Genomic DNA, 13,914 nt, shown 5'->3' with positions numbered 1-13,914 from the left:
AAATGATGTTTTTAAGATTTTTGAAAAAAGAAAATATTCCCGAAGCAAAAAAATTATGGGGATATGCTTTTGAAACAGATGAACCCTTTTATAGCTGGTATTTTGATGAAGTATTTTCTCCAAAGCACTCATTAGGTATTTTTGAAGAAAATAAACTCATATCTTATATGCAATTAAATCCTTATACTATTTTTTTAAATGGATCTTTATTTGAAACTTCTTATGTAGTAGGAGTCATTACATCTGCTGAATATAGAAATAAAGGAACTATGAAGCTTCTCATCCCTAAAGCTTTAGAAGAGATGAAAAATAAAAACCATTTTATCTCTATCCTTATGCCCTTTGATACTACCTTTTATCAAGCTTATGGATGGGAATTATCCTATAGTCAAAAAAAATACAAAGTTCCTATGGAAATTATAGGTCATTTTAGTCAAAGACAAAAAGATTTTTATTTCAATGAAATCAATCTAGATCATAATTTTGAAGATTTAAATAAAATTTATGAATCTTTTTTAAATGGATATCATGGATATATAAAAAGAAACAAAAAAAATTGGGGTTTTATATTGAAAGATTTGATTGATTATGGAGGATATGCTTTTATTTTAAAAGATAACCAAAATGAATCTATTGGATATATATTGTATTTTATAAAAGATAAAAAATTTATAGTAAGAGAAATGTGTTATAAAAATTACAAAGCAAAAAAAGCTTTATTTAGTTTTATATATAGTCATATTTCTCAAGCTACTCATGTAGAATGGTCTACTCCTTTTGATGAATCTACACATCTTTTTTTGAAAGATACTATACAGCCTGAGCCTACTAATGAAGTTAGTCTCTACCCTTTCATGTGTGGGAGGGTAATAGATGTAGAGGCTGCTATTGAGCATTGTACTTTTCATCAAGATATAAACACAAAGTTCTCCATCGAAATCAAAGATCCTTATGCTCCATGGAATGAAGGAATCTTTATGGTACATATTGAAAATCAAAAAGCTATTGTTCAAAAAAATAATCATATAAAAGCAGATTTGTCTTGTTCTATCAATACCTTCTCTCAGCTTTTCTTTGGAGCTATTGATATAAATACTGCTATATTTATGGAAAATATGAAGGTTTATAATCCAAAGGCTATAGAAAATTTTTCAAAAGTATTTTATGAGAAAAAAAATTATATTAATGAATACTTTTAAGAACAGTCAAAAAAATAGAATCCTCTCGGATTCTATTTTTTATCCATTGATAGATACATTTTCTTTAGGTTGTAGCTTTTTACCTGAAATTTTATTTACTATAATCGCAATAGCTCCATCACCTGTTACATTACATGCTGTTCCAAAGCTATCTTGTGCTAAGTATAGTGCAATCATTAAAGATGTTAATGTATCTGAAAAACCAAGCATACTTTGTAGTAGTCCTAAGGCCGCCATAACTGCTCCTCCTGGTACTCCTGGAGCTGCAACCATAGTAACTCCTAACATCAAGATAAAAGGAAACATAGATGCAAAAGTAGTTTCCATTCCATTAATCATCATAACTGCCATAGCACATCCTGTAAGCGTAATAGTACTTCCTGATAAATGAATAGTTGCACATAGTGGAATAACAAATTCAGCAATTCCATCATCTACACCATTTTGTTTTGCTTGCTTTAACGTTACAGGAATGGTAGCAGCAGAAGATTGTGTTCCAATAGCTGTAAAATATGCTGGAAGCATTGTTTTAAATAATTTAAATGGATTTGCTCCTGCAAAAAAAGTTCCTGCAATAAAATATTGAATAATTAAAATAGCAATATGAAGAATGATAATCATAACAAATACTTTAGCAAATACAGACATAATCGCAGCAACTTCTCCTGCATGAGTCATATTCGCAAATATTCCTAAAATATGAATAGGTAATAGAGGAATAATAATATTTGAAATCAACTTTTCAATGATAGATTGAAATTCATGCAAAAACTTCTTCATTGTATCCCCTTCAATTACAGCCATACCTAATCCTAATGTAAATGCAATTAAAAGAGCTGTCATAACCCCCATAATAGGTGGCATCTCTACTTTGAAAAAAGGTGCCAAAAGAGCTTCCTCTGGATTTTTTGCATCTACTGCTAATGAACTTAGATGTAATACTTTAGGTAATACAGTAGTACCTGTAAAATAAGCTAGAGAACCAGAAATAATAGTAGATCCATATGCAATCAATGCAGTTACACCTAAAAGCTTTCCAGCTCCTTTTCCTAAATCTCCTATCCCAGGAGCAACAAAACCTATAATAATAAGTGGAATAGCAAATCCTAGGAAGTTTCCAAAAATATTGTTAAAAGTAACAAATATTTTGACAAGCCATTCTGGTGCTACAGTTCCTAATAAAATACCTAAAATAATAGCAATAATTAGCCTTGGAAGTAATCCAATTTTTTTCATAATTAAACTCCTTTCATATATTTTTATTTTCTACTAATTTATAAATTTCTTCTCTCCTTTCTTTTTTTAATAGTTTGAATATTTATAAAATTTTTACTTATTTGAATAAGTTTCCATTGTTGTTATTCTATCACAAAAACAAATGTATGCCAATACCGTACATGCTATATGTTAATACAAAATTTTTTAATATATTTTCTCTTTTTATACAAAAAAGTCATAAAATTAGTAACACAAACTATCTAGTTCGTGACTATTTCTATGACTTTTTTATCTTACGTGTTTAATTTTTTAATAACTCTTTATTTTCCAATTCCCTTTTCTTTTAACTTTTCAAGCATATCTTTTGTCATTTTTGATAAATCATACTCTGCTTTAAATCCCCACTCTTCTTTTGCGGCTGTACAATCTAAAGAATTCGGCCAACTATCTGCAATCTCTTGTCTAATTGGGTCTACATCATAATTCATTTCAAAGGATGGAATATGCTTTTTAATTTCTTGTGCAATTTCTTCAGGTGTAAAACTCATAGCTGTTATGTTAAAAGCATTTCTATGTTTTAATTTTGATGGATCTGCTTCCATTAAATTTATAATTGCACCTATTGCATCTGGCATATACATCATATCCATGTAAGTTCCCTGTCCAATATATGAAGTATACTTTCCAGACTTTAATGCTTCGTAGTAAATGTCTACTGCATAATCAGTAGTTCCTCCTCCTGGAGGTGCTACATACGAAATAAGTCCTGGAAATCTTACTCCTCTTGTATCCACACCAAATTTATAATAATAATAATCACAAAGAAGTTCTCCTGATACTTTATTTACTCCATACATAGTTGTAGGTCTTTGAATTGTATCTTGTGGTGTATTGTCTTTTGGTGTAGACGGACCAAATGCACCTATTGAACTTGGTGTGAAAAATTGACATCCATATTCTCTTGCTATTTCTAATGCATTTACTAAGCCTCCCATATTTAAGTTCCATGCAAATAATGGTTTAGCTTCTGCTGTAGCAGAAAGTAATGCAGCCAAATGTACAATGGTATCAGAGTTATATTTTTTTACTAATCGATTCATATTTTCTCCATCCATTGCATCTAATATTTCAAAAGGCCCTAATTCTACAACTGGATGATCTGTAGGCTTTCTGATATCTGTAGCTACTACATTATCATTTCCATAGACTTCTCTCATTTTAGTAACTAACTCTGTACCTATTTGACCTAATGCTCCTGTGACAAATATTTTCTTCATCACCTATTCCCCCTTATAAAATGCCCATTTCTTTTCCTACTTTTTCATATATCTTTAAAGCTTTATCTAACATTTCTTTATTATGAGCTGCTGTAGGCATATTTCTTACTCTACCGGTTCCTCTTGGAACAGTTGGAAATACGATAGATTTTGCATAGACTCCCTCTTCATTAAGTCTTTTACTAAATAATTGAGTCTGATTTTCATCTCCAATAATACAAGGTGTAATAGGAGTCTCACTTTTTCCTATATTAAATCCAAGCTCTTTTAATCCTTTCTTTAAATAATTTCCGTTTTCCCAAAGCTGATCATGAAGTTTGGTACTCTCTGTAAGAATAGATATAGCTTCTATACATGCTGCTGCTGCACCTGGTGTAAGAGAAGTGGAAAATAAAAATGGTCTTGAACGAACCTTTAACCAATCAATTAGATCTTTCTTCCCTGCTACATATCCGCCTACTACTCCAATAGCTTTAGATAATGTTCCTATTTGAAAATCTATTTTATCTGAAAGTCCAAAATGTTTTACAGTACCTGCACCTTTTCCTAATACTCCTGAACCATGAGCATCATCTACATATGTAATCAGATCAAACTCTTGTGCAATTTCTACAATTTCAGGAAGCTTTGCAATATCTCCATCCATTGAAAATACACCATCTGTAATAATCATTATTTTATTGTATTTTCCTGATTCTTTTGCCTTTTTTGCTACTTCTCTTAAATGATCCATATCAGAGTGATTATAACGAATAATTTCTGCTTTTGATAATCTACAACCATCAATGATAGATGCATGATTGAGTTCATCTGACAAAATAGCATCATTTTTATCCATAACTGCTCCTATTGCACCCATATTACAGTTAAAACCTGATTGAAAAACAATAGCTCCTTGTGTATGTTTAAATGTAGCAAGTTTTTCCTCTAGTTCTATATGTATATCTAACGTTCCATTAATAGTACGAACAGCGCCTGCTCCTACACCATATTTTTTAGTGGCTTCAATACAAGCATCTACCAATCTTTCATTCGTAGCAAGTCCTAAATAATTATTAGAAGATAAATTAATAAGTTCTCTTCCTCTTATTTTTATAATAGGTCCATTTGCCCCTTCTAATGGATCTATCTCATTATAAAGTCCTCTTTTTTTTAAATCTTCTAAATTTTCCTCTAAGAATTTATTTAATATTTGACTAGACATTTTATATCCTCCTTTTTATTTTTTGTATTCACATGACATACATATGTGTTTTTAATGTTTTTATTTTCTTCATTTTAGTATTTTAATCAACTCTATTTGATTCACAATTTTATTAAATATATAATTTCATATACATCATAAAATATGATTGCCTCCTACGGACAGTATATCATTTTATATATTCTTATTCAATATTTTCCAAAATTATATTGAATATTTTAGAATATATAATATAAAATTAATTTTCTTTCAATTGACTTATATTTTAAAATTTTTTCCTCTTTAAAATATTTTTATGCATATAAAATATTTTCATTCTCCACAAAATACTTCTTGACACATAAAAAAAGAAATGCTACGATATTTCCATACAAGTGAATAAAATCTTCAGGGCAGGGTGTAATTCCCGACCGGCGGTATAGCCCGCGAGCCACTTTTGTGGTTGACTTGGTTAAATTCCAAGGCCGACAGTATAGTCTGGATGGAAGAAGAGAACTATGTAGATCTATATGTGTATTCATATTTTTATAGATGTACTTTTGCTATAATCAGATAGCCCTGAAAATAATATTTTTCAGGGCTTTTTTAATTCATAAAATTATGAGAAATTTTTATAAATTTTGGAATAATATAATCATATGTTGATTCCACAGAGGTGAAAAAATGGACACTTTTTATATGAAAAAAGCTTTAAATTTAGCTACTAAAGGCATTGGCTATACAAATCCGAACCCTTTAGTAGGAGCAGTTATTGTAAAAAATGGACAAATTATAGGAGAAGGTTATCATGAAAAATTTGGAAATCCTCATGCAGAAATCAATGCCTTCTTAAATTCAAAAGAAGATGTTAGTGAAGCTACTATGTATGTAACTTTAGAACCTTGCTCTCATTATGGTAAGACTCCTCCTTGTGCACAAGCCATTGTAGAAAACAAAATAAAAAAAGTAGTTATTGCTATGAAAGATCCAAATCCTTTAGTTTCAGGACATGGAATAGAAATATTAAAAAATAACAATATAGAAGTAGTTACAGGAGTTTTAGAAGAAGAAGCAAAAAAATCAAACGAAATATTTATAAAATATATCACTACAAAATTACCATTTTGCATATTAAAAACCTCAATGACACTAGATGGAAAAATTGCTACCTATACTGGAGATTCCAAATGGATTACCAATCTCTCATCCCGTGAATATGTCCATCTACTTAGACACAAAGTATCAGGAATCATGGTAGGAATTGGAACTGTTTTGGCAGATGATCCTCTATTAACTACTCGCCTTGTAAACCTTGAAGGAAAAAATCCTATTCGAATCATTGTAGATTCCAAAGGAAGAATCCCTCTAGATAGTAATATATTAAAAACGAGTAAAAATATAAAGACCATCATTGCCACAACTGATGCAGTTCCAACTGAAAAAATAAAATCTATACAAGATACAGGTGCACAAGTTTTAATTACTCCATCCAAAGATAGACAAGTAGATCTTTCTTACTTGATGAAAATCTTAGGAGAAAAAGGTATTGATAGTATTTTATTAGAAGGAGGAGGAACACTAAATTTTTCTGCTCTTCAAGAAGGAATCATAGACCAAGTAATATCTTTTATTGCTCCTAAAATAATAGGAGGAAAAAATGCACTAACACCTGTAGAAGGACAAGGTTTTTCTTTTATGAAAGATGCTTTATCCCTGCATCATATAGAAATACAACATTTCCACGAAGACATTATGCTCAAAGCCTATATTTCAAAGGAGGGATGACATGTTTACAGGTCTTATAGAAGAAATAGGCACTATTTTTTCTATTACAAAAGGAGAAAAATCAGCAAAAATCACAATTAAAGCAAAAAAAGTATTAGAAAATATTCATTTAGGAGATAGTATTGCTACAAACGGAGTATGTCTTACAGTTACTGATTTTAATACAGATTTTTTTTGTGTAGATGTAATGGCAGAAACTATGAGAAAAAGCAATTTAAAAGATCTTTTACCCAAAAGTCTTGTGAATCTAGAGAGAGCACTAAGAGTAGGTGATCGGCTAGGAGGTCATATTGTAAGTGGCCATATTGATGGAGTAGGAATTATTACAGATCTTCAAAGAGAAGATAATGCTATATGGATATCTATAAAGACAGATGAAGATATTTTAAAATATATTGTTTTAAAAGGTTCTATCACCATCGATGGTATTAGTTTGACTATAGCTTATGTAGATAATCATATATTCAAAATATCTATTATTCCTCATACAAAAAATATGACTACACTCCTTCATAAAAAAATAGGAGCTAGTGTCAATTTAGAATGCGATATGATGGGAAAATATATTGAAAAATTTTTAATGCAAAGACAAGCTTCTCCTAAAAAAGATATCAATATGAGTTTTTTATCCGAACATGGATTTATATAAATTTAGATACAGTATAGATTTTTTATAATTTAAAACGAGGTGATAAAAATGTATAAATTTAATACAATTCAACAAGCTTTAGAAGATATTAAAGTTGGAAAAATGGTTGTAGTCATTGATGATGAAGATCGAGAAAATGAAGGAGATCTTTTAATGGCTGCTGAGTTTGTAAAGCCTGAACACATCAATTTTATGGCAAAACATGCAAGAGGATTAATTTGTATGCCTATATGCAAAGAAAAGCTAAAAGAGTTAGATATGCCTCAGATGGTATCTCACAATACAGATAATCATCAAACTGCATTTACTGTATCTATTGATGCTATAGATACCACAACTGGAATTTCTGCTTTTGAAAGAGCTCATACTATACAAAAAGTGTTGGCTCCAAATAGTACATCTCATGACTTTAGAAAGCCTGGTCATATTTTCCCCCTTGAGGCCAAAGAAGGAGGCGTATTAAAAAGAGCAGGTCATACTGAAGCTTGTGTAGATTTAGCAAAGCTTGCTGGTCTTTATCCAGCTGGAGTCATTTGTGAGATTATGAATGAAGATGGATCTATGGCAAGAACTCCAGAGCTTATGGAATATGTTAAAAAGCATAATCTAAAAATTATTACTATTGCAGATTTAATAGAGTATAGAAGAAAACATGAAATACTCGTAGAAAAAATGGCAGAAGCTTCTCTACCTACAAAATATGGAAACTTTAAAGTCATAGGATATCAAAACAAATTAAATAAAGAGCATCACATAGCCCTTATAAAAGGAGATATTTCAGACGGAAATCCAGTTTTAGTAAGAGTTCACTCTGAATGTCTCACAGGAGATGCTTTTGGCTCTCTTCGTTGTGATTGTGGTGAACAATATGAGTCTGCTATGAGACAAATCGAAAAAGAAGGACGAGGAGTTCTTTTATATATGCGCCAAGAAGGAAGAGGCATTGGTCTTATCAATAAATTAAAAGCTTATGCTCTTCAAGATCAAGGAATGGATACAGTACAAGCTAATATTGCATTAGGATTTCCTGAAGATATGAGAGATTATGGAATAGGTGCACAAATTCTTTCTGACTTAGGAATTAAAAAAATAAAACTCATGACAAACAATCCTAAAAAGCTTTCTGGTCTTTCTGGCTATGGATTAGAGATGGTAGAAAGAGTTCCTATTATCATGGACTATCATAAAGAAAATGAATTTTATTTAAAAACAAAAGAAGAAAAAATGGGCCATATGTTAAACACAGAGGAGGAATAAAAATGAAAATATACGAAGGAAAATTAATTGTAAAGGAATTAAAATTTGCAGTAATCATAGGAAGATTTAATGAATTTATTGGAAGTAAGCTTTTATCAGGTGCATTAGATGCACTAAAAAGACATGGAGCTGATGAAAGTGATATAGAAATCATATGGGTCCCAGGAGCTTTTGAAATCCCTTTAGTTGCTAAAAAACTTGCCAAATCTAACAAATATGATGGAATCATTTGTTTGGGTGCAGTGATAAGAGGTGCCACTCCTCATTTTGATTATGTATCTAGTGAAGTCACAAAGGGAGTAGCTTTAGTAGGACTTGAAACTGAAGTTCCAGTAGTATTTGGAGTACTTACTACAGATACTATAGAACAAGCTATTGAAAGAGCAGGAACGAAAGCTGGAAATAAAGGATACGATGCAGCTATGACTGCTATTGAAATGGCTAATTTACTTAAAGAATTCTAAAAAGGTGGCTTTGCCACCTTTTACTTAATCATACGATCAATAGTTGTAAGAATCTCCTCTATCACCTCTTCATCTCCTTCTTTTATACGCTCTACAATACAAGTACGCATATGACTCTCAAGCAATACTCTTCCTACTCCCTTCATAGCGGATTGTATAGCTGCTATTTGAATCAAAATATCATTGCAGTAAACTCCCTTTTCAACCATTCCTTTAATACCTCTTACTTGTCCTTCTATTCTGTTTAATCTATTTACCAAAGCATTCGTTACTTCTTGTGAACGATGACTTACTTTTTCTCCATCTATGATATGACAACAAGGTTCCTTTTTTTTCATAAATTTCCTCCTTACAAGAAAAGTCTTAGAAGAAGCAATTCTATCTAAGACTTTTTTTGTTATATACTTTTTATTTCAATAACTTCATAGCCTACTTCTTCTACTTCATTTTTCAATGCTTCATCTTTCACTTCTTTACTTAATTGTATCACAGCATTTTTTCCTTGTAAATCTACTACAACCTCCTTAACTCCTTCTAGTTCTTCTAATGCATTCTTTACATGATTTACACAATGCATACAACTCATTCCTTCAATGATCATTAATTTTTTCATAATCTCTCCTCCTAATTTGGTTTAAAATTCTTAAGTCTTAAAGCATTTGTTAGCACAGATACAGAACTTAAAGACATTGCAGCTCCCGCAAACATAGGATCTAAAAGGGGCCCTCCTAATGCATAAAACACTCCTGCCGCCAATGGTATTCCTGCTGTATTATATAAAAATGCCCAAAAAAGATTTTGCTTGATATTTCTAATGGTGCTCTTACTTAATTGAATAGCAGTAGAAACATCCATCAAATCACTTCTCATAAGCACAATGTCCGCTGATTCCATAGCAACATCTGTTCCTGATCCTATTGCAATCCCTACATCCGCTTGAGCTAGAGCTGGAGCATCATTAATTCCATCTCCCACCATAGCTACAACGTCTCCTTCATTTTGAATTTTTTTCACTTCACTTGCTTTGTCTTCAGGTAAAACTTCTGCATATACTCTATCAATTCCTACTTGTTTGGCTATAGCATTTGCTGTTCTTTCATTGTCTCCTGTAATCATAGCGACTTTTATACCCATGTTGTGAAGCTTTTTTATAGCGTCTTTACTATTTTCCTTCACTACATCTGCAACAGCAATAAGAGCTACTAACTCATGATCTATTGCCATATACATAGGAGTTTTCCCTTCATCTGCTAGTTCTTGTCCTATATCTTTTGCTTTTTCTATTGGTATATTTTTTTGTTTCATTAGTTTTTTATTTCCTAAAAATATATTTTTATTTTCTATTTGTACTTCAATACCATGTCCTGGAATGGCTACAAAATCTTCTGATTTCAAAATATTGATTTGTTTACTTTTAGCCTTTCTTACAATAGCTTCTCCTAAGGGATGTTCTGATCCTCTTTCTGCCGATGCTGCAAGCTTAAGTATTTCTAGTGTATCCATATCTGTAAAAGTAATAAGATCTGTAACCTCAGGTCTTCCCTGTGTGATCGTTCCTGTTTTATCAAATACTACTGTTTGAATTTTATGAGCCGATTCTAATGCTTCTCCCCCTTTTATCAAAACTCCATGTTCTGCTCCTTTTCCTGTCCCAACCATAATTGCAGTAGGAGTAGCTAATCCTAATGCACAAGGACATGCAATAATCAATACTGAAATAAATATAGTAAGAGAAAATACAGGATCTTTTCCACTTACATACCAAATCAATGCAGATAATGTACCAATGCAAAATACTATAGGAACAAAATAAGAAGAAACTACATCTGCTAACTTAGCAATAGGAGCCTTTGAACCTTGTGCCTCTTCTACTAATTGAATAATTTGTGAAAGAGCAGTATCTTCTCCTACCTTTGTAGCTTTAAAATAAATCATTCCTTGCTTATTGATACTTCCTCCTACTACTTTGTCTCCTTTTTTCTTTTCTACAGGAATACTCTCTCCCGTAAGCATGGATTCATCTATGAAAGTATTTCCATCTATCACTTCTCCATCTACAGGTATTTTCCCTCCAGGTTTTACTAAAACTACATCTCCTACCTGTACTTCTTCAATAGGAATTTCTATCTCTTCTTCGTTTCTTATAATAATCGCATTCTTAGGTGCTAATCCCATTAATTTTTTAATAGCTTGTGAAGTTTTTCCTTTACTTACACTTTCTAGATATTTTCCTAAGGAAATTAAGGCAATAATTACTCCAGCTGATTCAAAATATAGATGATGAGCATACATCACTTCCCCATTTGCTATTTTATAAGTTGCATAAATTCCATATAAAACTGCTGCTCCTGTACCCATTGCAACCAAAGAATCCATATTTGGATTTTTTCTAAATATTGCTGAAAATCCTACTGTATAAAACTTATATCCATAACTTAATATGGGTATAACAAGTAATATTTGAATCCATGCAAAATTCAATGGATGAATCATAGGATGAATAAACTTCGGAAGATATAATCCTATCATCGGTCCCATAGCAATATAAAGAAGCGGTAGTGCAAATACAGTTGATACAAAAAACCTTTTCTTTAGATTTTTTATTTCTTGTTCTTTTCGGTCTTCATCTAATACTGTATTTTTCTCAATATTCAAGGGAGTATATCCAGCTTTTTTGATTGCTTCCTTAATATCTAAAAGCTTTACTTTATCTTCATCATATTCTAAAGACATTTTCTCTGTAGCAAAATTTACACTTACCTCTTGTACACCATCTAACTTCTTTACTACTCTTTCTGAAGCTTTTGCACAAGCTGCACAAGTCATACCATTTATTTTTAGCATTTCTTTTTTCATATTACCCCTCCTTTATACCCCTAGGGGGTATCTTGCTTTTATATTATATGACTTTCTTTTTTTTGTCAAGTCTTTATAAATTTCTTGTGTATCACAATCTCACTTCTACGCATATCCTATAACTGAAGAAAGAAATTTTTTATTATTATAAGGGGGAAAAAAAAATGTCTGTACATGAAGAATATATGAGAGAACCTAGCATGGATCGTGATCCATACCCAATGCCACCTGTTGGAATGCCCGGTATGCCACCTGGAATGCCTGGTATGCAACCTCCTATTGGTATGCCACCTCAAATGCCTGGCATGTGTCCTCCTATTGGTATGCCACCTCAAATGCCTGGCATGTGCCCTCCTATTGGCATGCCACCTAGCATGCCCGTTATGGGAGAACAAGATCTCAAAGAATTATGTTATATGGAACATATGCATGAATCCATGGCTTATATGTGTAAAGCTGAAGCATGTAGAATGCGTGCAATGCAATGCATCTACAACGATTAATTTGATATTTAAAAAGATACTGCTAAAGGGCAGTATCTTTTTAAATGGTTAATGTCTTTGGTTTTGTACCATATCTACTGTGCCTAATAATATATGAGCAAGACCAAAGCCTACAATCCCTGCAGCAATCATAGGTGCTATATCTTTTCTTTTCATAATAGTTCCTGTTAAAGTAACAGCAGACCCTAATGCAGTAGGAATCATTCCTTCTCGAATATGCATATCATTTCCTCCTTTAGCATAAAAGCTTACTATTAGATTGCTCTTTCTCCTTCCTTTTATCCATGGGAATCATTACAAAATATCGATTATTTTTACTCATACTTTTTAGGTATTTCTTCTAAAGTTATTTTTAAATTTATTTCTTTTCCATTTCTCATAACTTTTACATCGATCTTATCCTCTGGTCTATATTGATAAAGTCTTGTTGAAAGTTCTCTCATACCAGATATCTTTTGATCTTGTATACCTATAATAATATCGCCACTGCGAAGATCTCCTTTATTCGCCGGAGAATTAGGTGTAATCTCTAGTATATATACTCCTTTAGGTACAGATAAATCTGTATTCATATATTTTTCAAAAACATCTACATCTACACCTTTAATTCCTAAATAAGTTTTACTAAATTCACCTTTTTGTATAAATTGATCTACAATTGGCTTTGCTATATTAATAGGAATAGCAAAACCTAAACCTTCTCCTGATTGAATTTTAGCTGTATTAATCCCAATAACTTCTCCTTTATTATTTAAAAGAGGTCCTCCACTATTTCCTGGATTGATAGAAGCATCTGTTTGAATCAAATTTTCAATACTCTCTCTTTCATTGATTTGTACTTTTCTTCCTAATCCACTAATAATACCTGAAGTCACAGTTTTTTCAAATTCCATACCCAATGGATTTCCTATAGCAATAGCGACTTGCCCTACCTGCAAATCATCAGAATCTCCTAAATCTGCTACAGCTAAATTTAGCCCCTCTACTTTTAATACTGCCAAATCTAGCATCGAATCATTCCAAAGAATCTTAGCTTCTTTCTTTTTTCCATCATCAAATAAAATATTGATTTGTTGTACTTTTCCATTGTTAATCACATGTGAATTTGTTAAAATGTATCCATTTTTATCTACAATAACTCCAGTCCCTAACCCTTGTGCTACTTTTCTTCCAAAGAAAAAATCTTCTTCTACACTTTGAGTTGTAATCCCAACTACACAAGCCATAGATTTTTTTGCAACTGCCGATACTAAAAATTGTGTATTTGTATCCTCTACTTGAATGACTTGCTTTTTATCTTTTCCAAAGTAATGATCCGGATAAGGAAGAATATGTCCAAATATGTAAACAGGCATTATATAACTTGCAATGATTCCCCCTAACAAAGCTGAAATTAAAATAATACAAATCATAAAATATCCTTTTTTTCTATTTGGCTTTTTTTCCTCTTTTACTGTATAAACTACTGGAACATCAATAATTTCTATTTTTTCATCTTCCATTTTCATCCCCTCTTTCTGTTG

The 13,914-nt window shown here is 31.6% G+C and carries 14 protein-coding genes and 1 riboswitch; of the genes, 6 read left to right on the top strand and 8 right to left on the bottom strand.

Going from position 1 to position 13,914, the window contains the following annotated elements; translation table 11 throughout:
• Positions 1 to 5 precede the first annotated feature (5 nt).
• Positions 6 to 1,199 carry a GNAT family N-acetyltransferase gene (locus EK368_RS09885; RefSeq protein ID WP_165000407.1) on the top strand — a complete coding sequence of 398 codons (1,194 nt, stop codon included), beginning with the start codon at positions 6 to 8 and terminating at the stop codon, positions 1,197 to 1,199.
• A 39-nt stretch (positions 1,200 to 1,238) separates the two neighbouring features.
• On the opposite strand, the gene EK368_RS09880 is transcribed toward EK368_RS09885, so the two are convergent.
• The 3 genes from EK368_RS09880 to EK368_RS09870 all read right to left on the bottom strand — a co-directional run bounded on the left by EK368_RS09880 (position 1,239) and on the right by EK368_RS09870 (position 4,898).
• Positions 1,239 to 2,435: a dicarboxylate/amino acid:cation symporter gene (locus EK368_RS09880; RefSeq protein WP_129599127.1), complete on the bottom strand. Its 1,197-nt coding sequence runs from the start codon at positions 2,433 to 2,435 to the stop codon at positions 1,239 to 1,241.
• Positions 2,436 to 2,737: 302 nt separating this feature from the next.
• Positions 2,738 to 3,694, bottom strand: coding sequence for an L-threonine 3-dehydrogenase (locus EK368_RS09875; protein ID WP_129599124.1), 957 nt, complete (start codon positions 3,692 to 3,694; stop codon positions 2,738 to 2,740).
• A 13-nt stretch (positions 3,695 to 3,707) separates the two neighbouring features.
• Entirely contained in the window at positions 3,708 to 4,898 is a 1,191-nt protein-coding gene (locus EK368_RS09870) for a glycine C-acetyltransferase (protein WP_129599120.1), read from the bottom strand.
• Positions 4,899 to 5,277: 379 nt separating this feature from the next.
• A riboswitch (FMN riboswitch) is annotated at positions 5,278 to 5,395 on the top strand.
• A gap of 166 nt (positions 5,396 to 5,561) precedes the next feature.
• On the opposite strand from EK368_RS09870, the gene ribD reads away from it, so the two are divergent.
• The 4 genes from ribD to ribH are packed head-to-tail and all read left to right on the top strand — an operon-like array spanning position 5,562 to position 9,032.
• Positions 5,562 to 6,662, top strand: a complete 1,101-nt coding sequence (gene ribD / locus EK368_RS09865) for a bifunctional diaminohydroxyphosphoribosylaminopyrimidine deaminase/5-amino-6-(5-phosphoribosylamino)uracil reductase RibD (RefSeq protein ID WP_129599117.1) — start codon at positions 5,562 to 5,564, stop codon at positions 6,660 to 6,662.
• Between the two features lies 1 nt (position 6,663).
• Positions 6,664 to 7,311, top strand: a complete 648-nt coding sequence (gene ribE / locus EK368_RS09860; protein WP_129599114.1) for a riboflavin synthase — start codon at positions 6,664 to 6,666, stop codon at positions 7,309 to 7,311.
• A gap of 48 nt (positions 7,312 to 7,359) precedes the next feature.
• A complete protein-coding gene (locus EK368_RS09855; protein WP_129599109.1) occupies positions 7,360 to 8,568 on the top strand; it encodes a bifunctional 3,4-dihydroxy-2-butanone-4-phosphate synthase/GTP cyclohydrolase II in 1,209 nt (402 codons plus the stop codon).
• A gap of 2 nt (positions 8,569 to 8,570) precedes the next feature.
• A complete protein-coding gene (ribH, locus tag EK368_RS09850) occupies positions 8,571 to 9,032 on the top strand; it encodes a 6,7-dimethyl-8-ribityllumazine synthase (protein ID WP_129599106.1) in 462 nt (153 codons plus the stop codon).
• A 20-nt stretch (positions 9,033 to 9,052) separates the two neighbouring features.
• Here ribH and EK368_RS09845 read toward each other — a convergent pair whose 3' ends face one another.
• From EK368_RS09845 to EK368_RS09835, 3 genes are read right to left on the bottom strand one after another with little or no spacing between them, the layout of a single operon-like run.
• A complete protein-coding gene (locus tag EK368_RS09845; protein WP_129599103.1) occupies positions 9,053 to 9,370 on the bottom strand; it encodes a metal-sensing transcriptional repressor in 318 nt (105 codons plus the stop codon).
• A 59-nt stretch (positions 9,371 to 9,429) separates the two neighbouring features.
• Complete coding sequence (locus EK368_RS09840) at positions 9,430 to 9,645, bottom strand: heavy-metal-associated domain-containing protein (RefSeq protein WP_129599100.1); 216 nt, start codon at positions 9,643 to 9,645, stop codon at positions 9,430 to 9,432.
• Between the two features lie 11 nt (positions 9,646 to 9,656).
• Complete coding sequence (locus EK368_RS09835; RefSeq protein WP_129599097.1) at positions 9,657 to 11,888, bottom strand: heavy metal translocating P-type ATPase; 2,232 nt, start codon at positions 11,886 to 11,888, stop codon at positions 9,657 to 9,659.
• 164 nt (positions 11,889 to 12,052) lie between these two features.
• Here EK368_RS09835 and EK368_RS09830 point away from each other — a divergent pair, with 164 nt between their 5' ends.
• Positions 12,053 to 12,391: a hypothetical protein gene (locus EK368_RS09830; RefSeq protein WP_129599094.1), complete on the top strand. Its 339-nt coding sequence runs from the start codon at positions 12,053 to 12,055 to the stop codon at positions 12,389 to 12,391.
• Positions 12,392 to 12,439: 48 nt separating this feature from the next.
• Here EK368_RS09830 and EK368_RS09825 read toward each other — a convergent pair whose 3' ends face one another.
• Entirely contained in the window at positions 12,440 to 12,613 is a 174-nt protein-coding gene (locus EK368_RS09825; RefSeq protein WP_129599091.1) for an asparagine synthase, read from the bottom strand.
• Between the two features lie 92 nt (positions 12,614 to 12,705).
• A complete protein-coding gene (gene htrA / locus EK368_RS09820) occupies positions 12,706 to 13,893 on the bottom strand; it encodes a serine protease HtrA (protein ID WP_243109398.1) in 1,188 nt (395 codons plus the stop codon).
• Between the last annotated feature and the right edge of the window lie 21 nt (positions 13,894 to 13,914).

The organism is Anaerophilus nitritigenes, from assembly GCF_004138215.1.
Classification (GTDB): Bacteria; Bacillota; Clostridia; order Peptostreptococcales; family Thermotaleaceae; genus Anaerophilus; species Anaerophilus nitritogenes.
The sequence above is the reverse complement of the archived record's forward strand: the minus strand, read 5'-3'. Positions and strand labels throughout refer to the sequence as shown.